This window comes from Cryobacterium sp. TMT2-17-1 (assembly GCF_004402765.1).
Taxonomy (GTDB): Bacteria; Actinomycetota; Actinomycetes; order Actinomycetales; family Microbacteriaceae; genus Cryobacterium; species Cryobacterium sandaracinum.
Genome location: NZ_SOGC01000039.1, coordinates 59,527 through 80,679, shown reverse-complemented (window position 1 = coordinate 80,679; position 21,153 = coordinate 59,527). Strand labels below are relative to the sequence as shown.

20 protein-coding genes are annotated in these 21,153 nt (G+C 68.9%); 13 read left to right on the top strand and 7 right to left on the bottom strand.

What is annotated here, in order from left to right; translation table 11 throughout:
- The first annotated feature begins 60 nt into the window (after positions 1-60).
- Genes E3O47_RS11245 through E3O47_RS11235 form a run of 3 tightly spaced genes read left to right on the top strand, consistent with a single transcriptional unit; the run spans position 61 to position 1,957 of the window.
- Positions 61-1,182, top strand: a complete 1,122-nt coding sequence (locus E3O47_RS11245; RefSeq protein WP_104100340.1) for an adenosine deaminase — start codon at positions 61-63, stop codon at positions 1,180-1,182.
- Positions 1,183-1,223: 41 nt separating this feature from the next.
- Positions 1,224-1,688 (top strand): PTS sugar transporter subunit IIA, encoded by a 465-nt coding sequence (locus tag E3O47_RS11240; protein WP_104100339.1) that lies wholly within the window; start codon positions 1,224-1,226, stop codon positions 1,686-1,688.
- Positions 1,685-1,957, top strand: coding sequence for a PTS sugar transporter subunit IIB (locus tag E3O47_RS11235; RefSeq protein ID WP_104100338.1), 273 nt, complete (start codon positions 1,685-1,687; stop codon positions 1,955-1,957). The genes E3O47_RS11240 and E3O47_RS11235 overlap by 4 nt, the downstream gene beginning before the upstream one ends.
- Before the next feature lie 113 nt (positions 1,958-2,070).
- Here the strand turns inward: E3O47_RS11235 and E3O47_RS11230 are convergent, their stop codons facing one another.
- Together E3O47_RS11230 and E3O47_RS11225 are read right to left on the bottom strand one after the other, a co-directional pair.
- Positions 2,071-4,002: a phospho-sugar mutase gene (locus tag E3O47_RS11230; protein ID WP_233191320.1), complete on the bottom strand. Its 1,932-nt coding sequence runs from the start codon at positions 4,000-4,002 to the stop codon at positions 2,071-2,073.
- Complete coding sequence (locus E3O47_RS11225; RefSeq protein ID WP_134420565.1) at positions 3,999-4,832, bottom strand: purine-nucleoside phosphorylase; 834 nt, start codon at positions 4,830-4,832, stop codon at positions 3,999-4,001. Before E3O47_RS11225 ends, E3O47_RS11230 begins: the two co-directional genes overlap by 4 nt.
- Positions 4,833-5,023: 191 nt before the next feature.
- On the opposite strand from E3O47_RS11225, the gene E3O47_RS11220 reads away from it, so the two are divergent.
- The gene (locus E3O47_RS11220) at positions 5,024-6,460 is read left to right on the top strand and encodes an NAD(P)H-quinone dehydrogenase (RefSeq protein WP_104100336.1); all 1,437 of its coding nucleotides are present in this window, start codon (positions 5,024-5,026) and stop codon (positions 6,458-6,460) included.
- Positions 6,461-6,547: 87 nt separating this feature from the next.
- On the opposite strand, the gene E3O47_RS11215 is transcribed toward E3O47_RS11220, so the two are convergent.
- Both E3O47_RS11215 and E3O47_RS11210 read right to left on the bottom strand, forming a co-directional pair.
- On the bottom strand, positions 6,548-8,371 hold the full coding sequence (locus E3O47_RS11215; RefSeq protein ID WP_134420563.1) for a biotin carboxylase N-terminal domain-containing protein: 1,824 nt from the start codon (positions 8,369-8,371) through the stop codon (positions 6,548-6,550).
- Between the two features lie 109 nt (positions 8,372-8,480).
- Positions 8,481-9,134 carry a Maf family protein gene (locus tag E3O47_RS11210; RefSeq protein WP_104100334.1) on the bottom strand — a complete coding sequence of 218 codons (654 nt, stop codon included), beginning with the start codon at positions 9,132-9,134 and terminating at the stop codon, positions 8,481-8,483.
- A gap of 45 nt (positions 9,135-9,179) precedes the next feature.
- On the opposite strand from E3O47_RS11210, the gene E3O47_RS11205 reads away from it, so the two are divergent.
- From E3O47_RS11205 to E3O47_RS11190, 4 genes are all read left to right on the top strand, one after another.
- A complete protein-coding gene (locus E3O47_RS11205) occupies positions 9,180-10,493 on the top strand; it encodes a TRAM domain-containing protein (protein ID WP_134342664.1) in 1,314 nt (437 codons plus the stop codon).
- A gap of 79 nt (positions 10,494-10,572) precedes the next feature.
- The gene (locus E3O47_RS11200; RefSeq protein ID WP_134342694.1) at positions 10,573-11,259 is read left to right on the top strand and encodes a response regulator transcription factor; all 687 of its coding nucleotides are present in this window, start codon (positions 10,573-10,575) and stop codon (positions 11,257-11,259) included.
- A complete protein-coding gene (locus E3O47_RS11195) occupies positions 11,246-12,544 on the top strand; it encodes an ATP-binding protein (RefSeq protein ID WP_134420561.1) in 1,299 nt (432 codons plus the stop codon). Before E3O47_RS11200 ends, E3O47_RS11195 begins: the two co-directional genes overlap by 14 nt.
- Positions 12,541-13,581 carry a hypothetical protein gene (locus E3O47_RS11190; protein WP_104100331.1) on the top strand — a complete coding sequence of 347 codons (1,041 nt, stop codon included), beginning with the start codon at positions 12,541-12,543 and terminating at the stop codon, positions 13,579-13,581. The genes E3O47_RS11195 and E3O47_RS11190 overlap by 4 nt, the downstream gene beginning before the upstream one ends.
- Positions 13,582-13,965: 384 nt before the next feature.
- On the opposite strand, the gene E3O47_RS11185 is transcribed toward E3O47_RS11190, so the two are convergent.
- Together E3O47_RS11185 and E3O47_RS11180 are read right to left on the bottom strand one after the other, a co-directional pair.
- Positions 13,966-14,259, bottom strand: coding sequence for a hypothetical protein (locus tag E3O47_RS11185; protein WP_241973049.1), 294 nt, complete (start codon positions 14,257-14,259; stop codon positions 13,966-13,968).
- A gap of 9 nt (positions 14,260-14,268) precedes the next feature.
- The gene (locus tag E3O47_RS11180) at positions 14,269-15,873 is read right to left on the bottom strand and encodes an acyl-CoA carboxylase subunit beta (protein WP_134395251.1); all 1,605 of its coding nucleotides are present in this window, start codon (positions 15,871-15,873) and stop codon (positions 14,269-14,271) included.
- Between the two features lie 194 nt (positions 15,874-16,067).
- Here E3O47_RS11180 and E3O47_RS11175 point away from each other — a divergent pair, with 194 nt between their 5' ends.
- Both E3O47_RS11175 and E3O47_RS11170 read left to right on the top strand, forming a co-directional pair.
- Entirely contained in the window at positions 16,068-16,910 is an 843-nt protein-coding gene (locus E3O47_RS11175; protein WP_104100330.1) for a biotin--[acetyl-CoA-carboxylase] ligase, read from the top strand.
- Positions 16,911-16,916: 6 nt separating this feature from the next.
- Positions 16,917-17,474, top strand: coding sequence for a PH domain-containing protein (locus tag E3O47_RS11170; RefSeq protein ID WP_233191317.1), 558 nt, complete (start codon positions 16,917-16,919; stop codon positions 17,472-17,474).
- Here E3O47_RS11170 and E3O47_RS11165 read toward each other — a convergent pair.
- Positions 17,471-17,962: a GtrA family protein gene (locus E3O47_RS11165; RefSeq protein WP_134420559.1), complete on the bottom strand. Its 492-nt coding sequence runs from the start codon at positions 17,960-17,962 to the stop codon at positions 17,471-17,473. The two genes, E3O47_RS11170 and E3O47_RS11165, sit on opposite strands and share 4 nt — an antisense overlap.
- A 120-nt stretch (positions 17,963-18,082) precedes the next feature.
- Between E3O47_RS11165 and E3O47_RS11160 the strand changes: the two genes are divergently transcribed.
- The 3 genes from E3O47_RS11160 to E3O47_RS11150 all read left to right on the top strand — a co-directional run bounded on the left by E3O47_RS11160 (position 18,083) and on the right by E3O47_RS11150 (position 21,132).
- Positions 18,083-19,219 carry a 5-(carboxyamino)imidazole ribonucleotide synthase gene (locus E3O47_RS11160; protein ID WP_104100328.1) on the top strand — a complete coding sequence of 379 codons (1,137 nt, stop codon included), beginning with the start codon at positions 18,083-18,085 and terminating at the stop codon, positions 19,217-19,219.
- Between the two features lie 87 nt (positions 19,220-19,306).
- Positions 19,307-19,774: a 5-(carboxyamino)imidazole ribonucleotide mutase gene (gene purE / locus E3O47_RS11155; protein ID WP_104100370.1), complete on the top strand. Its 468-nt coding sequence runs from the start codon at positions 19,307-19,309 to the stop codon at positions 19,772-19,774.
- Positions 19,774-21,132, top strand: a complete 1,359-nt coding sequence (locus E3O47_RS11150; protein ID WP_134420581.1) for an LCP family protein — start codon at positions 19,774-19,776, stop codon at positions 21,130-21,132. The genes purE and E3O47_RS11150 overlap by 1 nt, the downstream gene beginning before the upstream one ends.
- The last annotated feature ends 21 nt before the right edge of the window (positions 21,133-21,153 follow it).

Below are 21,153 nucleotides of genomic sequence, written 5' to 3'. Positions count from 1 at the left end.
ATGTGCGGGCCGGCTCAGCCAGCAGTGTGACTCTCAGCACCCAGCCGGTAGATTAGGGGGGTGAACACGAGCCCTGAGGACTACCTGCTGCCCGGTGCCGGCACGAGCATCAACGCACTGCCGAAGATCTCCCTGCACGACCACCTCGACGGCGGCCTGCGCCCGCAGACCATCATCGAGCTGGCCGGCGCGGTCGGGCTGGCGCTGCCGGCGACGGATGCCCGATCGCTCGGCTCCTGGTTCAGCACCCAGGCCGACTCCGGCACCCTGGTCGACTACCTGAAGACTTTCGACGTCACCGTCGGCGTGATGCAGACCCGCGAGGCCCTGGTGCGCGTGGCCCGCGAATTCGTGGAGGACCTCGCCGCCGACGGCGTGATCTACGGGGAGATCCGCTGGGCCCCCGAGCAGCACCTGGCCCGCGGCCTCACCCTCGACCAGAGCGTCGAGGCGGTGCAGGAGGGCATCGAGGCCGGCATCGCGCTGGTCGCGGGTGCCGGGTCCCGCATTCGGATCGGCCAGCTGATCACGGCCATGAGGCATGCCGAGCGCAGCCTGGAGATCGCGGAACTCGCCGTGCGGCATCGTTCCAACGGGGTTGTCGGCTTCGACATCGCCGGGGCCGAACTGGGGTTCCCGGCCCACCACCACCGGGACGCGTTCGACTTCCTCGCGAAGGCCTTCCTGCCCGTCACCGTGCATGCGGGCGAGGCTGACGGGTTGGAGAGCATCCGCGGGGCACTCTACGACGGCCGGGCATTGCGCCTGGGCCACGGCGTGCGTCTCGCCGAGGAAATCGTGATCGGCCGCGAAGACGCGGAGAACACCTACGTCACGCTCGGCCCGGTGGCGCAGTGGGTGCGCGACCGCGACATCGCCCTCGAGCTCAGCCCGTCGTCCAACCTGCAGACCGGCGCAATCGCCGCGTGGGGCGCGGACCTGCTCGACCACCCCTTCGACCTGCTCTACCAGCTGGGCTTCCGGGTCACGGTCAACACCGACAACCGCCTGATGAGCAGCACCACCCTGACCCAGGAACTCGCGCTGCTCAGCGATGCGTTCGGCTACGACATCGACGACCTCGAGGTCTTCCAGCTCAACGCGGCGCAGGCCGCGTTCCTTCCGCTCGACGAACGCGAAGAGCTGGCGGACGCCATCGTCGCCGGTTTCGAAAGCGCCTGAGCGACTCGCGAAAGCCGACCCCCTACCCCGTGAAAGTTCCCATGCCCCTTCCGCCCCTGCCCCTCGAAGCCATCGCGATCGGCGTCCACGTCGACGACTGGCGCGGCGCGGTGGCCGCCGCCGGTGACGCCCTTGAGCGCTCCGGCGCCACCGCCCCCGAATACACGAAGCGCATGATCGCCGTCATCGAGGAATTCGGTGCCTACGTGGTCATCGCCCCCGGGCTGGCGCTCGCGCACGCCCGACCCGGACCCGATGTGCACACCGAGGGTCTCAGCATCGTGACCCTGGCCGACCCGGTCGCGTTCGGACATCCGCACAACGACCCGGTCAGTGTGGTGCTCGGGCTCGCCGTCACCAGCTCCGACGAGCACGTGCTGCTCGTGGCCGAGCTGGCCAACGTCTTCAACGACGCGCACGTCATCCCCTCGCTCGCCGCGGCCACGGATGCCGACGCCATCCGCGCCCTGCTCGGCGTGCCGACCGCAACAGAGGAGCCCTCATGAAGATCGTCGCACTCTGCGGGGTGGGAGTGGGAACCTCCGCCATCCTCAAAATCAACGCCGAGCGCGCGCTCAAACGCCTCGATATCGAAGCCTTCGTCACGGCCACCGACATCGCCGGGGTGAGCACGGTCGGGGCGGATGCCCAGGTCATCCTGACCTCGTCGGAGCTGGTCGACGCCATCGGCAAGACCAATGCCGATATCGTCGTAATCGACAACTACTTCGATGTGGACGAGCTCACCGCCAAGCTGGAGACCGCCCTGGGCTGACGCCCTCGCGGCGGTGCGCTGCAGCTGCGCCGTTACGCGCGAGGCACGCCACCCGCGCAACGGCGCAACACCCGCGCGCCGTGCGAACGGATGCTGCACCGCGTTTCGCGGGGCTACGCGATCAGGTCGCGCATGCCCCGGTCGAGCTCCGCGAGGGTTGCCTCGGCGGCGGCCCGGCGTTCGGCGACCGTGCCGACGGAACTGCTGGTGTCGAGGTAGACCTTGAGCTTGGGCTCGGTGCCGCTCGGGCGCACCATGACGCGGGAGCCGTCGGCCAGCCGGATGCGCAGCACGTCGCTGGGCGGCAGGCCGTTGAAGCCCCCGGAGAGGTCGTCGATGTGGTCGACGGCGATGCTGCCGACGAAGACCGGGGGTGTCTCGCGCAGCCGCGCCATGACCTGCTCGATCTCGGTCAGGTCGGTGACGCGCACCGAGATCTGGCCGGAGGCGAAGTGGCCGAAGCGTTCACTGAAACGGTCGAGGTGCTGGGCGAGGGTGACGCCCTCCGCCTTCAGATTGCTGACCAGGGAGAGCAGCGCCACGGCGGCGGAGATGCCGTCTTTGTCGCGCACGGTCTCGGGGTTAACGAGGTAGCCGAGGGCCTCCTCGAAGCCGAAGATCAGGTCGGGCGCGCGCGACACCCACTTGAAGCCGGTGAGGGTGTCGGTGAACCGCAGCCCGTAAGCCTTCGCCACGGCCTCCAGCGCCGGGGTGGAGACGATGGAGCACGCGAGGGTGCCGGTGGCGCCGCCGTCACCGGTGACGCTCGCGGCCAGTTCCGCGGCTCGCCAGCCGAGGATCGCCCCGACCTCGTTGCCGCTGAGGCGCCGGTACCCGTCGGGGGACCCCTCTTGCGGGATGGCGATCGCAAGGCGGTCGGCGTCGGGGTCGTTGGCGATGATCAGCTCGGCGCCGGTCTCACGGGCCGTCTCGTAGGCGAGGTCCATCGCACCGGGTTCTTCGGGGTTGGGGAAGGAGACCGTGGGGAAGGCGGCATCCGGGGCGATCTGGGCGTCGACGAGCGTGGGAAGGTCGAAGCCGGCGGCTTGAAGCACCCGGCGGGTGGTGTCCCAGCCGACGCCGTGCAGGGCCGTGTAAACCGTGTTGACCTGCGCGAGGGGCCGGCGGGCAAGACCTGCCGTCGCGTCGATGTAGGCCTGCACGATCGACTCGGGCGCCGTCTCGTAGGGTGCCCGGGGCAGGTCGGGAACCCGTTCCTCCGCGGCGACGCGCAGGATCTCGGCCGCGATCGCGGCGTCGTCGGGCGAAACGATCTGGGAGCCTTGGTTGGCGCCGCCCAGGTAGACCTTGTAGCCGTTGTCGTTGGGCGGGTTGTGCGAGGCGGTGACCATGATGCCCGCGCCGACGTCGAGGTGGCGCACAGCAAACGCGAGCACGGGGGTCGGTAGTAAACGGGGGAGCAGGATGGCGCGTACCCCTGCACCGGCCATGATCGCGGCCGAGTCAGTGGCGAAGACCTGCGAGTTTTTGCGCCCGTCATAGCCGATGACGACCGAGGGGACCCGGCCCGGGGCGGCGTTCTTCGTCAGGAACGCGGCGAGGCCGGCGGCTGCCTGGCAGACGAGTACGCGGTTCATCCGGTTGGAGCCTGCGGCGATGGCGCCGCGCAGACCCGCCGTGCCGAAGGCGAGGCGCTCGTCGAAGCGGGCGTGCAGCTCCGCGAGTGCGACGGCGTCGCCGTCGCCGGCCCCGCGCAGCAGGAGGCGCAGCTCGGCCTGGGTCTCGGGATCGGGGTCCTGGCTGAGCCAGGCATTGGCCACGGCGATCACGGTCGGCGTGGCAGCCGCGGCCGGAGCGGAGTCGGTGCCGGTCTCGCTGCCGCTCACGGCATCCGTGCTGGTGCCGGTGCCGGTGCCTGTGTCGTCGTCGGCGCCGATGGTGTTGATGACCATCGTGTCGGGCAGGACTGTTTCGGTGGCGCCGGTGCCGGTGGCGGCATCGGCACCGGCAGCGGACGCGGGAGCAGCGTCGGCGGCGGCGGAATGCCGGCCGGTGATCTGCGGGTCGGTATTGTCGAGGCTCACAGTGCGGCCACGATCCGGGCGAGGAGCGCGCTGATGACGGGCTCGGCGAGCTTTCCGGCCTCGAGCACCTCCGAGTGGCTGAGCGGGTCCTGCTGGATTCCGGCCGCGAGGTTGGTGATCAGCGACAGACCGAGGATCTCCATGCCCGACTGGCGGGCGGCGATCGCCTCGAGGGCGGTCGACATGCCGACGATGTGGCCGCCGATGACCTTGGCCATCTGCACCTCGGCCGGCGTCTCGTAGTGCGGGCCGCGGAACTGGCAGTACACGCCCTCGTCGAGCGATGGGTCGATGGTGCGGGCCAGGTCGCGCAGGCGGCGCGAGTAGAGGTCGGTCAGGTCGACGAACGTCGCGCCCTCGAGGGGCGAGTCGGCGGTGAGGTTGATATGGTCGCTGATCAGCACGGGGGTGCCGGCGTTCCAGGTCTCCCGGATGCCGCCGGCACCGTTGGTGAGGATCATGGTCGTCGCGCCGGTGGCGGCGGCGGTGCGCACGCTGTGCACGACCCGGCGCACGCCGTGGCCTTCGTAATAGTGCGTGCGGGCGCCGATGAGGAGGGCGCGCTTGCCGCTGGGCAGCAGCACCGAGCGCAGAGTGCCGGCGTGGCCGGCCAGGGCGGGTGCACTGAAACCGGTGATGTACTGCGCGTCGAGGGTGTGCGTGGTCTCGCCGATGAGATCGGCGGCCTTGCCCCATCCGCTGCCCAGGGTCAGGGCGATGTCGTGGCGGGCTACGCCCGTGGCTTCGGCGATTTCAGAAGCGGCGGTCCGTGCAACATCAAACGGATCGGTTTCTGGCGCGTCAAGCAAGTTATTGTCGGTCTTCAGCATCCCCCTACTCTAATTGCCCGCCGATTTCAGGACCGTTCCCTTGTTCAATTCGACGGAGATTTTGGGATTTCACGGCGAAAAAGGGGCCTGAACGTCAATTTTGGGCAGAATCTCCGTCGAATTGGTTCGTCGACGGGGGAGCGGAGCCCCGGGGTTTGGCGGCGGGCGCGCCGGGGCAGGAGAATATGAGCATGGCCTACGACTTCGAACGCAAGCAGCGCATCGCTATCCTCGGCGGAGGCCCCGGCGGGTACGAGGCCGCCCTGGCCGGCGCTCAGCAGGGCGCCGAGGTCACCCTGATCGAGCGTGTCGGCGTCGGCGGTTCGGCCGTGATCACGGACGTCGTCCCGTCCAAGTCCCTCATCGCGACGGCCGAGGCCACCAACTCGATCCACGACGCGACCGAGCTCGGCGTACAGCTGTTCGTGCGCGGCGAAAAAGGCAAGCCGGCCCGCCCCGAGGTGGCCATCAACCTCGCCGCGGTCAACAAGCGGCTCCTGGCCCTGGCCCGCCAGCAGTCCGAAGACATGAAGTCCACCCTGATGCGCGCCGGGGTCAACCTGGTGCACGGCCACGGCCGGCTGGACGGTACCAGCGGCGTGATCGTGTCCACGGCCGAAGACGGCTCCGGCACGGACTTCGACCGGATCGAGGCCGACACGATCGTCGTCTCCGTCGGGGCAACCCCGCGCATCCTGCCCACCGCGCTCCCCGACGGCGAGCGCATCCTCACCTGGACGCAGCTCTACAACCTGCGGGCCGTACCCGATCACCTCATCGTCGTGGGCTCCGGGGTGACCGGGGCCGAATTCGCCTCCGCCTACCGCGCCCTCGGTGCCAAGGTCACCCTGATTTCCAGCCGCGACCGCGTGCTGCCCGGTGAGGACGCCGACGCCGCGAACGTGGTCGAGAACGTATTCAAGCGCAACGGCATGGTCGTGCTCAGCAAGTCCCGCGCCGAGTCCGTCGTGCGCACGGTGGGTGGAGTGCTGGCCACGCTGGCCGACGGCCGAACCGTCGAGGGTAGCCACTGCCTGATCGCGGTCGGGTCCGTGCCGAACACGAAGGGCCTCGGCCTCGAGGAAGCGGACGTGCAGCTCACCGACTCCGGTCACATCCGGGTGAACCGGGTCGCGCGCACGTCGATGCCGAACATCTACGCGGCCGGGGACTGCACGACCGAGCTGCCGCTGGCATCCGTCGCCTCGATGATGGGCCGCACGGCCGTGTTCCACGCCATGGGCGACGCGGTCAACCCGATCGAGATTCGCAACGTCGCGGCCAACATCTTCACGCAGCCGGAGATCGCCACGGTCGGCTGGACCCAGAAGCAGATCGAGGACGGCCTCACTCGCGGCAGCATCTACAAGCTCCCGCTCGCTTCGAACCCTCGGGCCAAGATGATGGGCATCAAGGACGGCTTCGTGAAGCTGTTCGCCACCACCACCACCGGCACCGTCATCGGCGGCGTGATCGTGGCCCCTAAGGCCAGCGAACTGATCTTCCCGCTCGCCCTGGCCGTGGAGCACCGGCTCACCGTCGACGAGGTCGCACGAGCGTTCCCGGTCTACCCGTCGCTGACGCATTCGATCACGGATGCCGCCCGCGCCATGCACATCGTGCTCTGACGCCTTCGAGAGACACCACAAACGAAAGAAAAGACAACGCCCTCGTTCTTGGAACGAGGGCGTTGACGTGTCAGCCGGTGACGCGGGTCAGGCGTCCACGGCGTCCACGGCTTCCACGGCTTCCACGGCGTCCACGGCTTCAACGGCGTCCATGACGGCCATCAGCAGGAAGCCAGAGGCCACGGTCGCGCCGATGATCGCCCCCACGTTGCCGACGATGCCGTCCTTGTGGGCGGTCAGTGGTTGCTCCATCTTCATGGCCTCCAGCACCAGCAGCAGATCACCCTTGACGACGAGGTCGCCCTCGGCCACGGCCAGCTTCACGATGGTCGCCTGCATCGGGGCGTGTACGGCGTCGCCGGTGGCCGAGCTGACGGAGGGGGAGCCGCCGCGCCGACGGGGTGCCGGGCCGGCCGTGTTCTCGGAGGCGGCGCCGGGCAGCAGGCGGACCGGCAGACTGACCTCGATCCGTCGCCCCTCCACCTCGACGACGACGTTGTGGCGCTTAGCGGGGCCGGTCAGCACTTCCGGCGAGCCGTTCCACGGCTCGATGTCGTTGACGAACTCGGTTTCGATCCACCGGGTGAAGATCGTGAACGGCTCACCGTCGGCGGGGGCGAACGCGGGGTCGCGCACGATCCGGCGGTGGAACGGCAGCACGGTGGGGAGACCCGCGACCTCGAACTCGTCCAGGGCCCGGCGGGAACGCTCGAGCGCTTCCTCGCGGGTGGCGCCGGTGACGATGAGCTTTGCGAGAAGGGAGTCGAACGAACCCGAGATGACGTCGCCGGCGGTGACGCCGCTGTCCACGCGCACCCCGGGGCCCCCGGAGGGCTTGAAGACGTGCACGGGGCCGGGGGCCGGCATGAAGCCGCGGCCGGCATCCTCGCCGTTGATGCGGAACTCGAAGGAGTGTCCGATCGGCTCCGGGTCGGGGTAGTCGAGGCGACCGCCCTCAGCCAGGCGGAACTGCTCGCGCACCAAATCGATTCCGGTCACTTCCTCGGACACGGGATGCTCGACCTGCAGCCGGGTGTTGACCTCCAGGAACGAGACGGTGCCGTCCTGGCCGATCAGGAACTCGCAGGTGCCGGCGCCCACGTAGCCGACCTCGGCGAGGATCGCCTTGGACGCGCGATACATCTCGTTACGCTGCGCGTCGGTCAGGAACGGCGCGGGGGCCTCCTCGACCAGCTTCTGGTGGCGGCGCTGCAGGGAACAATCGCGGGTGGAGACGACGACGACCGTGCCGGATGCGTCGGCGAGGCACTGGGTCTCGACGTGGCGCGGCTTGTCCAGGTACTTTTCGACGAAGCATTCGCCGCGACCGAACGCGGCAATGGCCTCGCGGGTGGCGGAGTCGAAGAGCTCGGGCACCTCCTCGCGGGTGCGGGCGACCTTGAGGCCGCGACCGCCGCCGCCGAAGGCCGCCTTGATCGCAACCGGCAGGCCGTGGAGGTCGACGAAATCGAGCACCTCCGCGGCATCCGCCACCGGGTTGAGGGTGCCGGGCGCCATCGGCGCATGCACCTTCTCGGCGACGTGCCGTGCGGAGACCTTGTCGCCGAGCTTCTCGATGGCGTCGGGGGAGGGGCCGATCCAAATCAGGCCGGCCCCGATCACGGCGCGGGCGAAGTCGGCGTTCTCGGCGAGGAACCCGTAGCCGGGGTGCACGGCATCGGCGCCGGACCGTCGGGCCACGGAGAGCAGCTTTTCGATGACGAGGTAGGTGTCGGCGCTCGTGGTTCCGTCGAGACCGTAGGCCTCGTCGGCCAGATGCGAATGCATCGAGTCGCGATCCTGGTCAGCGTAGACGGCAACCGAGGCAATGCCGCTGTCTTTTGCGGCTCGGACCACCCGGACGGCGATTTCGCCCCGGTTTGCGATGAGGACCTTCGTTATTGGGGGCACAGTGCCCTAGCTTATGGGGCAGAGCGACCGGGTTTTTGGTTCTCTCCCACAAAAAGAGGCCGGAGAAAGGTGCGGATGCCTACAAACAACCTCGAAAACCAGCAATCTGTCAGTTGTCGGTGCGGTTCCACAGGCTCGGCCACGCGTGCCCGAGACCGGTCACCAGCCGGCGCAGCGTCGGCAGCGAGAGCCCGACGACGGTGGACGGATCCCCGCTGATGTGGGTGATGAACGGCGCCCCTAGGCTGTCGATGGTGAAGGCCCCGGCCACGAGCAGAGGCTCGCCGGTGGCGATATAGGCGTCCAGCTCCGCATCCTCGATGTCGTCGGCGAAGGTGACGTCCGCGACGGCGACGGCGCCGACACCGCGCCCGGCCACGCCGGCCGAGTGGTCGATCAGCCAATGGCCCGAATACAGCTGCCCGGTTCGGCCGCGCTGCAGGTGCCAGCGTTCGCGCGCCTTCTCGGCGGTGTGCGGCTTGCCGTAGATGACGTCGTCGATCACGAAGACCGAGTCGCCGCCGAGCACGAGGCCGTCGGTGATGTCGCCGCTGTCGGTCAACACGCGGGACACGGCCTCCGCCTTGGCCCGCGCCAGCAGCTCCACGACCCGGTGGGGAGTCAGCGGTCCGCCGCCCGACCGGGCCGCGTCGGCGGCGACCACGTCCTCGTCGACGTCGGGCGCAACTGTGACAGGTTCGATCCCCGCGGTGCGCAGCAGCATAAGCCGGGCCGGAGACGTGGACGCCAGGTACAAGCGCATGGGTTTCCTTCGGTGGGGGTGCACGCGGTGTGGGATCATCGAAGGATGGGCTCCAGCAATGACATTCAGGCAGATTCGAACGGGCACTCCGCAGAAGTGGGCACGGAACTCGAACTTGACGTCACCAACGTAGCCCACGGCGGCATCTTCATCGCCCGGCACGAGGGCCGCGTGGTCTTCGTGAGTGACACACTGCCGGGGGAGCGCGTGCGCGCCCGGCTGACCTCGGCCAGCCACAAAAGCTTCTGGCGGGCGGAGACCGTCGAAGTGCTCACCCCGGCACCGGAGCGTCAGCCGCACATTTGGGCCGCTGCCGCCCTCGACCGCGACCCCGTCGACCGCGCCGGCGGCGCCGAGTTCGGCCACATCGAGCTCGGTTTCCAGCGCGAGCTGAAGCGCCAGGTTTTGGCTGACGCCTTGAAACGGATGGCCGGTATCGAGTCCGAGGTCATGGTCGAGCCGGTCCCGGTCGGCCCCAACGCCTCGCCCGGCGACGCCGCCGACGGCACCGGCTGGCGCACGCGCGTGCGCCTGCACGTGGACGAGGACGGCTCTGTCGGCCCTTATGCCGCCCGCTCGCACCGGGTGATCCCGGTCGGCGACCTGCCGCTGGCCGACCGCCTGCTCGAGGCGGCCGCACCGCTGGACAAAATGTTTCCCGGCGCCGCATCCGTCGACATCGTCGCCCCGAGCCTGGGCACCGTGCAGATCCTGGTGGCGGAGCAGGACGACAAGGGCCGGCGCCGGCACACCCCGAAAACGCTGATCCGCGAGGTTGTGGGCGAGCGCGAGTTCCGCCTCGACGCCGCTGGGTTCTGGCAGGTGCACACCAGCGCCGCCGAGACCCTCTACCGCGCGGTGCAGGACATCATCGACGCGGACGCCTTCGACCCCCGGGCCGCGAACCTGGACCTCTACGGCGGGGTCGGCCTGCTCGCCGCCGCCGTGGGCGACCGGTTCGGCAGCGTGGTGCGCATGACCAGCGTCGAGAGCGACCCGCAGGCCACGGACTTCGCGGCTGAGAACCTCGCCGAATGGGTGGGGGCCAGCGTGCAGACCTCCCGCGTCGACCGGTTCCTGAACGCGCTCGTGCGCGATTCGAGCGCCGCCGAGAAGGCTCGCCAGTCGGCCGCCACGGTGATCCTCGACCCGCCACGCTCCGGCGCCGGCAAGGAGGTCATCGACCTGCTCGGCGCCGTGGAACCGGCCCAGATCGTCTACGTGGCCTGTGACCCCGTCGCCCTGGCCCGCGACATCGCCCTCCTCGCCGGTCACGGGTACATCCTGCGCCGGCTGCGTGCCTTCGACCTGTTCCCCAATACCCACCATGTCGAAGCCGTCGCGCTCCTGTCCCGGTAGCTATCGTTGACCTGTACGACAACGTGAGGATGTAGGAACCGTGAACCAGCCAGCAACACCTCTCCCCTCGGCCCCGGGAATTCCCGGCGCCCTCGAACTCGGCCATCCCGTGCGGGTGGGCATCGCCGACGATCACGAGTCGGTGCGCCTGGGCATCAAGGCGGCCTGTGAGAACGTCGGCTACGAGGTCGTCTTCACCGCGCCCACCGTGCAGGAGCTCGTGAACGGCATCGACGGCCGCGCCGTAGACGTCATCGTGTTGGATCTGTCGCTGGGCGATGGATCCCGCGTCACCGACAATGTGCACCGTGCCCGGAGCACGGGCGCGTCGGTCCTCGTGCACAGCATCGCCGATCGGGTCGCCCTGGTGCGCGAGGCGCTCGCCGCGGGCGCGGCCGGCGTCATCCCCAAATCGTCCCCCACCACCACGGTCATGGCGGCCGTCGCATCCGTGGCCCGCGGCGACGTTCTCAACAACCTCGAGTGGGCCACGGCCATCGACGCCGACCGCGACTTCGCCAAGGCCCAGCTCGGCCGGCGCGAACGTGACGTGCTGCACCTCTACGCGTCGGGGCTCCCCCTCAAAATGGTGGCGATGCAGCTTGGCATCGCGCACTCGACCGCCCGTGAGTACCTCGACCGGATCCGGGTGAAATACGTGGAGGTCGGCCGTCCGGCACCCACCAAGGTGGACCTGCTCCGGCGCGCCGTCGAAGACGGAATCCTGCCGGGCCTCGACCCGGATGGCGGAGATGCCCGCGGGTAAGCCCGCGGGCTCCGGCCCTCTGGGCTCCACCGCGGCGCACTCGGACGCCGAGCTGCTCGATTCCGACCCGATCGTGGGGCCCAAACAGCCGCGCAACCCGATCAGCCGCACCCGGATCGAAGTCGTGGCCTCGCGTTCCGTCGCCGGCGTCGGCGTGGTCTTCGCCCTCCAGGCGATGCCGATCATGCTCGCGCAGGCCCCGGTGCGGGTGCCGGTGATGGGTTTGCTCGCGCCGCTGCTGCTCGGTCTGTCGCTGGCGGCGGTCGTGGTGGCCGCCGTGACCAAGGTCGGGGTGCGGGCATCCGCCGGAACCGTGGCGATGCTCTATCTGGCGGCGCTGCTGGCTTGGCCCATGCTGATGCGTGACCCCGCGGCCGTGCTCGACGGCAAACCGTGGCTCTGGTACATGTGCACCATCGCAACGGCCTGCGCCGCTCTGGCCTTCCCGGTGTTCTGGGCCGTCATCTACACGGTGGTCGTGCCGATCGTCTACGGCGTGGTGCGGTCGACACCGTCCGGCGGCGACGCCGATGTTCTTCTGTCGTCTCTGGACACGGTCTACGCGATAATCCTCGGCCAGGTCATCCTGATCATCATCTTCATGCTGCGGCAGACGGCCCTCGCGGTCGACAACGCGCAGACCAACGCGCTGCACCAGTATGGGAACGCCGTGCGGCAGCACGCGACGGAGGTCGAGCGCGTGCAGGTCGACTCGATCGTGCACGACAGCGTGCTGGCCACGTTCCTCGCCGCCGCCGCGGCCGGCAGCCCGAAGGCGGCCGAGCTGGCCTCCGGCATGGCCTCTGATGCCCTCACCCGGCTCAACGACGCCGCCATCGTGCCTGCCGGTGACGACAGCACGGTTGCCTTCAGCGAGCTCAGTGCGCAGATCCGGGCCGCCGCCGACCGGCTGCCGGTGCCGTTCACCGTCGACGAGTGCGAGATCGACGGGTTGCGCCTCCCGGTCCACGCGAGCGAGGCGATTCTCGCCGCGAGCGTGCAAGCCATGGTGAACAGCGCCCAGCATGCCGGCACGCCGAGCTTCGAGCCCGACCGCGCCCTCACGATGAGCGGGAACGCCCGGGGGGGCTGCACCATCACGATCGCCGACACCGGCGTGGGCTTCGACCCAGAGCTTGTGCCGGCGGAACGGCTCGGACTGCGCATCTCGATCCAGGACCGGGTGGCCAGCGCCGGCGGATCCGTGCGCGTGCGCGCCGGGGTGGGCCGCGGAACGACGATCACCATCGAGTGGCCGACGGCCCAGAAAGGACGTCCCGAGTGATCACCGTTCCGCGCGGACTCGTGCTCTCCCTGGCCGCAATGTTCTCCGCCTACCACATCGTGCTCGGCTTCTACTCGCTGGGCCAACCGCGCAGCCCGGTGCCGGCGATCCTGGCGCTGCTCGTCTACGGTGTGGCGACCGTGCTCAGCCTCTGGCCGACGAGCCCGATGCGGATGCCGGTGTGGCTGGCGTTCTTCAACGTCGCTGTTTGTGCGATGCTGCCGCTGCTCGTGGGGAGCCAGCTCGACGGCTCCGTCGACAACGGCTACGCCACCTGGAATGTCGCGGCCGTGGGCACCCTGATGACTATTACCGCCACCCGCCGGCGCCCAGGCCTGGCCTGGGTCGGCGCCGCGACGCTGGTCGTGCACACGATTTTCTGGGCTGGCCCGGCTGCCCTGGGCTCCATGGGCGTCATCGGCAGTGTGGTCTGGGTCGCGGTCGCGGTCATCCTGGCGCGGGCGCTGGCCAAGGCAGGCCGCGACGCCCGGCAGTACGCCCTGGCCGAGCAGGAGGCCACCGAGTGGCAGGCCGCCCAGGACGCGCACCTCTACGAGCGCCAGGTTCGGCTCGCCCAGACCATCCGGCTTGCGGCCCCGATGCTGCGCCGGATCATCGACCAGGGCGGGGTGCTGAACGACGAGCAGCGTCAGGAGTCCCGCTACCTGGAGGCGGCTGTGCGGGACGAGATCCGCGGACGGAAGCTGCTCAATGACGCCGTGCGTGACGCGATCATGGCCGCGCGTCGCCGCGGCGCCATCGTCACCCTGCTCGACGAGGGCAGTATCGACGACATCCGCGGCGCGGAGCTGGAATCGGTGCTCAACACTCTGGCGACCGCGATCGACTCCACCCTGGCGGACACGATCATCGCCCGGACCGCCGGCGACGGGTCCGCGACCGCGGTCACCGTGGTGGGTCTCAGCAGCGCAGACGCGAAGCTGATCGCCCTCGGCCAGGAGTCACCGGAGCCTGAGGTGCACCTGTGGCTGGAGATCCCGCGCAACCCGGTCCTGACGTCCTCCGGCCCGGGCTAGCTGGTCAGCACGCGGAACACCGTGCGCCGACGGCGCACCAATTCGACGGAGATTTTCGTCTGCAACCACTTTTTCGGAGTGTTTGGGGCCGTTTCCCTCAAAATCTCCGTCGAATTCGTTCGAGACGGGGTTACGCCCGGGCCACGCCGGCAAATGCGAAAGGGACCAACCGTGGTTGATCCCTTTCGACTTTCGTGCCAGGGCGACAACCCGAATGTCACCCTGACGCGCCCCCAAAACCCGACTGCTTACCCTAGTCGACGGGCTTTAGTCGTGAACTCTTAAGAGCATCACCGAGCACTGCCAATACTGGTCGAACCGGTTCGGTAAAAAAAGTCGGCATTTAGGGGGACCGGGAGCCCCCGACGGTTGGGAACCGAAGGGTCAGGCCGAGAATCCGCGCCAGCGGCCTGCGCCGGGGGTCAGAGCCACCCGGACACTGCGCTGGCTGCGCTGCCACGCGCTCTGGCCGCGCACCGGCGCCTGGCGCAGGTTGTCGCCCTCCTCGCGCACCAGGCCGTGCAGCACGGCCGACACGGCGGCCGCCTCGGTGGGGGAGACGCCGCGGGCCAGGAAACGCAGCCCGGGCACCGGGGGAACCTCGGGCGACGCAGACTCGGTCTCCTCGGCTGAGCTCGGGGCGCTCGGGGCGCTCGTAACATTCGATGAATCGGTCATAGCACCCGCCTACAGCGGAATGTTCCCGTGCTTCTTGGGCGGCAGACTCGCTCGCTTGGTGCGCAGGGCGCGCAGGGCTTTGGTCACCGCGACGCGGGTCGTGGCCGGCTCGATGATGCCGTCCAGTTCGCCGCGCTCGGCCGCCAGGAACGGACTCGCCACGTTGTAGGTGTACTCGTTGGCCAGCCGGGTGCGCACGGCGGCAACATCCTCCTCGGCTGCTTCGGCCTTCTTGATCTCGGCACGGTACAGGATGTTCACGGCGCCTTGGCCGCCCATCACGGCGATCTCCGCGGTCGGCCAGGCCAGGTTGATGTCCGCGCCGAGCTGCTTGGAGCCCATCACGATGTACGCGCCGCCGTAGGCCTTGCGCAGGATGACGGTGACCAGAGGCACTGTCGCCTCCGCGTAGGCGTAAAGCAGCTTGGCGCCGCGGCGGATGATTCCGGTCCACTCCTGGTCGGTGCCGGGAAGGAAGCCAGGCACGTCGACCAGGGTGAGGATCGGAATCGAGAACGCGTCGCAGAAACGCACGAACCGGGCGGCCTTCTCGCCGGCCGGAATGTTCAGCGTGCCGGCCATGGCGTTGGGCTGGTTGGCGACGATGCCGATCGAGCGTCCCTCGACGCGGGCGAAGCCGACGACGATGTTCGGGGCGAACAACGGCTGCGTCTCGAGGAAGTCGCCGTGGTCGACGATGTGCTCGATCACGGTCTTCACGTCGTAAGGCTGGTGCGCGGAATCGGGGATGATCGTGTTCAAGCCCCGGTCGCCATCCGTCGTCTCGAGCTCGATGTCGCTGTCGAAGACGGGCAGGTCGGCCAGGTTGTTGTCCGGCAGGAAGCTGAGCAGGGTGCGGGCGTAGTCGAGGGCGTCGGGCTCGTCGCTGGCCAGGTAGTGCGCCACACCGGAGATCGTGTTGTGCGTGAGCGCGCCGCCGAGCTCTTCCATGCCGACGTCTTCGCCCGTGACGGTCTTGATCACGTCGGGGCCGGTGACGAACATCTGGCTGGTCTTGTCGACCATGATCACGAAGTCGGTCAGGGCAGGGGAGTAGACGGCGCCGCCGGCGGCGGGGCCGCAGATGATCGAGATCTGCGGGATGACGCCTGACGCGGCCGTGTTCCGGCGGAAGATCTCGCCGTACTTGCCGAGGGCGACGACGCCCTCCTGGATGCGCGCTCCGCCGGAGTCGAGGATGCCGATGATGGGCACCCCGGTCTTGAGGGCAAGGTCCATCACCTTGATGATCTTCTCGCCGGCAACCTCGCCGAGCGAGCCGCCGAAGATGGTGAAGTCCTGCGAGTAGACGCAGACCTGGCGGCCGTGGATGGTGCCGGTGCCCGTGACGACCGCGTCGCCGTAGGGCCGCTTCTTCTCCATGCCGAATGCGTGCGTGCGGTGCCGCACGAACTCGTCGATCTCGACGAAGGAGCCCTGGTCGAGCAGCAGGTCGATGCGTTCCCGCGCGGTCATCTTGCCTTTGGCGTGCTGTTTCTCGATCGCGGCCTCGCCGCTGGCGGTCACGGCTTCGTGATAGCGCAGCTTGAGGTCGGCGAGCTTTCCAGCCGTCGTGTACAGGTCGGGGCCCGCAAGGGGCGAGTTCTCAGTCACGCGGTTCACTCTACCGGCCAGCCCCTGCTCCCGATCGTTGACGATTGTCTACAAAAACCGGCCGGTTTGCTGGTCGGGTGCGTCTGCCTTCCTGTGGCCAACTCCTGAGGATTGGCGGATTCGGGCCGGAATTGTGCCATTTGCGCTCGTATTCGCCAGAATTACAGGAGTTAGCCACAGGGAGAGAGAACCAGATGGAGTTTCCGCTCAGCCGCGAGGTCGTGCCGCGTTTCGAGTACCTGCCCGAGACCGGGTCGACGAACGACGTGCTCGTCGCCCACACTGCGGGCGAGGATGCCGCAGCCTGGCCCGACCTGTCGACGGTCGTCACCGACAACCAGACTCGCGGTCGCGGCCGACTGGGTCGCACCTGGCTCGCCCCCACCGGAAAGTCGCTCGCCATCTCGGTGCTGCTCCGCCCGAGGGCCTCGGCCGCCCCGCTCCCGATCGACCACTTCGGCTGGTTCCCCCTGCTCGCCGGAGCCGCGATGACCCGGGCCGTGCGCGCGGTCGTCGAGGCGAGCCTGGCAGCCCGGGTGGACGAACCCGGCGAGGAGGCGCCCCGACACGAGGTCACCCTGAAATGGCCCAACGACGTGCTGATCGACGGTTACAAGGTGTCGGGCATCCTCTCGGAGCTGCTGCCCGGCGCGCAGGGGCTGGTTATCGGCGCCGGCCTGAACGTGTCCCTCGACGAGCACGACCTGCCCACGCTCACCTCGACGTCGCTGCTGCTGGTGACCGGTTCGGCCCCCGATCCGGATGCCGTGCTCGCCCGCTACCTCACCGAACTGCGGCAGCTCACCCGGGCCTTCCTCGACGCGGAGGGCGACCCGGTCCAAAGCGGGCTTTTGCGCGCGGTGACCGAAGCGTGCGGCACACTCGGCGGGGTCGTGCGGGTGGAACTGCCCGGTGGCACCGACCTGGTCGGCACCGCGATTGCGCTCGACCGGAGCGGCCGGCTCATCGTCGAAGACCAGGCGAGCGGCGAATTGCAGGCTGTCGCCGCCGGGGATGTCACCCACCTGCGGTATTAATAGATTATGACAAAGACAGCGGGCTTCGCGGCGGCGGAGGTGCTTCCCCCGGCCGAGTCGGTCGTGGCCGGGCTCCGGCCGCACGCCCGAATCCTGTTCTGGCCCACCCTGGCGCTGCTGGCCATTTCCGCGGCCACCGGGTACTTCTACGGTTCCCTGCCGGAGCCGTGGCAGAATATCGCGCTGCTGGCTGCCGCGGCCGCCCTCGTGCTGCTGCTCTGGCTACTGCCGCTGATGTCGTGGCTGAACAACCGCTACACGATCACCACCCGGCGCATCATCTTCCGGCACGGATTCTTCGTGCGCACCCGCCAGGAATTGCTGCACAGCCGCGGCTACGACGTGACGGTGCGCCAGAACTGGCTGCAGTCGCTGGCCCACTCGGGTGACGTTCTGATCAACGCCGGGCTGGAGCATCCGCTCGTCTTGAAAGACGTGCCCAACGCCACCCTGGTGCAACAGGTGTTGCACGACCTGATGGAGTCCTCGCATACCTTGATGGGCTTGCGCCGCCAGGAACAGTCAGCACTCGCCGACGAGACCGCGCGCTGGGGCTCCCGCTAGGCAGCCAGCGCCCGCTCCGAGTCGGCCGTCGCCGCGCGCCGCGGGGAGAACACCCAGTGCCGGTAGAGCACGAAACGGAAGGCCGAGCCCAGCCCCAGCCCGATCACGTTCGACGAGATGTTGTCGGCGAGCAGGCTGGTGTAGCCGAGCCCGTAGCGGCTGACCCAGAGGCAGACGAGGCCGATGGCCATGCCGACGAGACTGACCGCGAAGAACTCGGCCGCCTCGCGCAACGTGCGCGACTGGCGGTTGGCCCCGAAGGTCCAGAAGTGGTTGCCGATCCAGTTCACAATGATGGCCAGCGTGGTCGACACGACCTTGGCGTAGATCGGTCCGGACTCCACCACGGCGGGGTCGAAGACCGTGGTGCGCAGCAGGTTGAAGACCGTGAAGTCCACGACGAAACCGACGAGGCCGACAGCCCCGAACTTGCCGAGTTGGTGGGCGAAGGCCAGAAGCCGTGCTGACCGGCGCTGTGTACTCGGCATGCATCCCTCCGGATGATGGGCAAAGATAGAGGTCGAGAACCCGAGTCTACGGCGAGGTCCAGCCTGCAGCCTGAGAGAACCCGTACCGGCAATGACCGGTACCAAGGAATTGGTGGAGCGATGAACACGACTGTGGGCGTTATCGGCGGCGGCCAGTTGGCCAGGATGATGATTCCGGCGGCCGTCAACCTGGGCATCCGGATCCGGGTGCTGGCCGAGAACGAGGGTATGTCGGCCGACCTGGCCGCGGTGCAGGTGGGCGACTACCGCGACCGAGACGTGGTGCTGGCCTTCGCCGACACCGTCGACGTCGTCACGTTCGACCACGAGCACGTGCCGCAGGGGATCCTGCGCGAGCTCGTGGCCAGGGGCGTGGCCGTGCACCCGGGCCCCGACGCGCTGCTCTTCGCCCAGGACAAGCTGTTGATGCGTCAGCGCCTGAGTGAGCTGGGTCTGCCCGTGCCCGACTGGGCGCGGGTCGAGAACGCCGCTGAGTTGGGCGCGTTCCTGGCCGCGCACAACAGTCGCGGGGTCGTCAAGACGGCCCGCGGCGGCTACGACGGCAAGGGCGTTCGGCTGGTCACCCACGAGCACGAGGCCGACGACTGGTTCGCCGCGCTCGCCGAAGACGGCAACGACGGCGCCCTCCTGGTGGAGGAGCTGGTCGAGTTCCGTCGCGAGCTCGCCCAGTTGGTCGCGCGACGCCCGTCCGGCCAGATCGCGCTCTGGCCCGTGGTGGAGACCGTGCAGCAGGGCGGCGTCTGCGCCGAGGTCATCGCGCCCGCACCCCAGTCCGAGGGCAGGCTGGCCCGGGCCGCCGCCGACATCGCCGTGCGCATCGCCGAGGGCATCGGCGCCACCGGCATGCTGGCCGTCGAACTGTTCGAGACGACGGATGAGCGCATCCTGGTCAACGAGTTGGCGATGCGCCCACACAACAGCGGCCACTGGTCGATCGAGGGGTCGACGACGAGCCAGTTCGAGCAGCACCTGCGCGCCGTGCTCGACCTTCCCCTCGGGGCGACCGACGTCAGGGACCCGTGGACGGTCATGGTCAACATCCTCGGCGGGCCGGCGTCGGAGCCCCTGTCCGCGCGCTACCCGACCGCGTTCGAGGCCTACCCGGCCGCCAAGGTGCACACCTACGGCAAGGACCCCCGGCCGGGGCGCAAGGTCGGCCACGTGACCGTCGGTGGGGACGATTTGGACCTCGTCGCGTACCAGGCGCGGGCCGCAGCGGCAGTTTTTCAGGACTGACCAAATAGGATCGACTGCGTGACAGACAACCCTGAGCTCGAGACCGCCCCGCGCGAAACCGCCCTGGTGCCGCTGGTCGGCGTCGTGATGGGCTCCGATTCCGACTGGCCGGTGATGAGCGACGCGGCGCAACTCCTGCGCGACTTCGACGTTCCCTTCGAGGTGCAGGTCGTTTCCGCGCACCGCACCCCGGAGAAGATGATCGCCTACGGCCAGAGCGCCCATGCGCGCGGCATCCGGGTGATCATCGCCGGCGCCGGCGGCGCCGCCCACCTGCCCGGCATGCTCGCGGCCGTGACCACCCTGCCGGTGGTGGGCGTGCCCGTTCCGCTGGGTCGGCTCGACGGCCTGGACTCGCTCCTGTCGATCGTGCAGATGCCGGCCGGGGTGCCCGTGGCCACCGTCTCCATCGGCGGAGCACGCAACGCCGGCCTGATCGCCGTCAAGGTCCTCGCCATCGCCGACGACTCCCTGCGGGTCAAGCTGCTCGGCTATCGGGAGATGCTCGCCGCACAAGTCGAGCAGAAGAACCTGGACCTCCAAGCAAAACTATGATCAGTGCACGCACGCCGATCCGGCATCCGGATCTCGGGTCCGCCCCGATCATGACCAAACGGGCCTGGTGGCTCGTCGTGCTCAACTTCGTGCTGCCCGGCTCCGCGCAGGTGCTGGCCGGCAACCGTCGGCTCGGCCGGTTCGGCCTCGGCATGACGCTCACGCTGCTCGCCCTCGCGGTGGTCGTGGGGGTCGTCTACACTCTCTGGCCTGCCGTCGCTCTGACCGTGTTCACCAACTCGATCGGCCTGTGGGCGGCCGCCCTGCTGCTGGCCTTCTCCGGTGTGGTCTGGCTGATCCTGTCCCTGGACACGCTGCGCCTCGTGCGCCTCGTGCGCGCCACCCCCAAGGCCCGCCCGATCATCGCCGGGCTCGCGACGGTGCTGATGGTGGGCGTGGTCGGCACGGCCGGGTACGGCGCGTACGTGGCCACGACGGCCAGCGGGTTCCTCTCCTCGGTCTTCGTGGCAGGCCCGACGGAGCCGCCCTCCGACGGCCGCTACAACATCCTGCTGCTCGGCGGCGACGCCGGCCCCGACCGTGAGGGTCTACGCCCCGACAGCATCTCCGTGGTCAGCATCGATGCGGAGACCGGCCAGGCCAGCATGATCGGCTTGCCGCGCAACCTGGAGGACGTGCCGTTCTCTGCGGGGCCACTCGCCGACCTGTACCCGGAAGGGTACGGATCGATCGACGGCTGTGAGGTCTCCGCGTGCATGCTGAACTCGATCTACACCGAGGTGGAGGTGAAGAGTCCGGAGATGTACCCGGATGCTGTCGGCAGCGGCAGCGAACCGGGCATCGAAGGCATGCGCGACGCGGCCCAGGGCGTGACCGGGCTGACGATCCAGTACTACGTATTGATCGACATGCAGGGATTCTCCGACCTCGTCGACGCGCTCGGCGGAGTCGACATCAACGTCGACCACCGTGTCCCCGTGCATACCGACGAGACCTTCACCGAGGTTGCCTTCTGGTTCGAGCCCGGCAGGCAGCACATGGACGGGTACCACGCCCTCTGGTACGCGCGCTCACGCCATGACACGAGCGACTACGACCGGATGGTGCGGCAGCGGCAGGTGCAGGAGGCGATCCTGCAGCAGGCGAGCCCCGCCAACGTGCTGACGAAGTTCCAGGCGGTTGCATCGGCCGGCAGCCAGGTCGTGAAGACCGACATCCCTCAGGGCATGCTCGGCTATTTCACGCACCTGGCGTCGAAGACGAAGGCGCTGCCGATCCAGTCCGTCGAGTTGGTGCCGGAAAACGACGTCGACCCGGAGGATCCCGATTACGACGTCATCCGCAGCCTGATCGAAGCCGCCCTGGTTCCGCCGCCCACGGCGGAACCGGCCCCGTAGGGCCGGTTGGGTCCAGGGTCG

Excerpts from the sequence above, each read along its gene's own strand:
- E3O47_RS11240 (WP_104100339.1), top strand. The coding sequence starts at position 1,224 with ATGCCCCTTCCGCCCCTGCCCCTCGAAGCCATCGCGATCGGCGTCCAC.
- E3O47_RS11235 (WP_104100338.1), top strand. The coding sequence starts at position 1,685 with ATGAAGATCGTCGCACTCTGCGGGGTGGGAGTGGGAACCTCCGCCATC.
- E3O47_RS11225 (WP_134420565.1), bottom strand. The coding sequence starts at position 4,832 with ATGCTGAAGACCGACAATAACTTGCTTGACGCGCCAGAAACCGATCCG.
- E3O47_RS11220 (WP_104100336.1), top strand. The coding sequence starts at position 5,024 with ATGGCCTACGACTTCGAACGCAAGCAGCGCATCGCTATCCTCGGCGGA.
- E3O47_RS11210 (WP_104100334.1), bottom strand. The coding sequence starts at position 9,134 with ATGCGCTTGTACCTGGCGTCCACGTCTCCGGCCCGGCTTATGCTGCTG.
- E3O47_RS11205 (WP_134342664.1), top strand. The coding sequence starts at position 9,180 with ATGGGCTCCAGCAATGACATTCAGGCAGATTCGAACGGGCACTCCGCA.
- E3O47_RS11195 (WP_134420561.1), top strand. The coding sequence starts at position 11,246 with ATGCCCGCGGGTAAGCCCGCGGGCTCCGGCCCTCTGGGCTCCACCGCG.
- E3O47_RS11185 (WP_241973049.1), bottom strand. The coding sequence starts at position 14,259 with ATGACCGATTCATCGAATGTTACGAGCGCCCCGAGCGCCCCGAGCTCA.
- E3O47_RS11175 (WP_104100330.1), top strand. The coding sequence starts at position 16,068 with ATGGAGTTTCCGCTCAGCCGCGAGGTCGTGCCGCGTTTCGAGTACCTG.
- E3O47_RS11170 (WP_233191317.1), top strand. The coding sequence starts at position 16,917 with ATGACAAAGACAGCGGGCTTCGCGGCGGCGGAGGTGCTTCCCCCGGCC.
- E3O47_RS11165 (WP_134420559.1), bottom strand. The coding sequence starts at position 17,962 with ATGCCGAGTACACAGCGCCGGTCAGCACGGCTTCTGGCCTTCGCCCAC.
- E3O47_RS11160 (WP_104100328.1), top strand. The coding sequence starts at position 18,083 with ATGAACACGACTGTGGGCGTTATCGGCGGCGGCCAGTTGGCCAGGATG.
- purE (WP_104100370.1), top strand. The coding sequence starts at position 19,307 with ATGGGCTCCGATTCCGACTGGCCGGTGATGAGCGACGCGGCGCAACTC.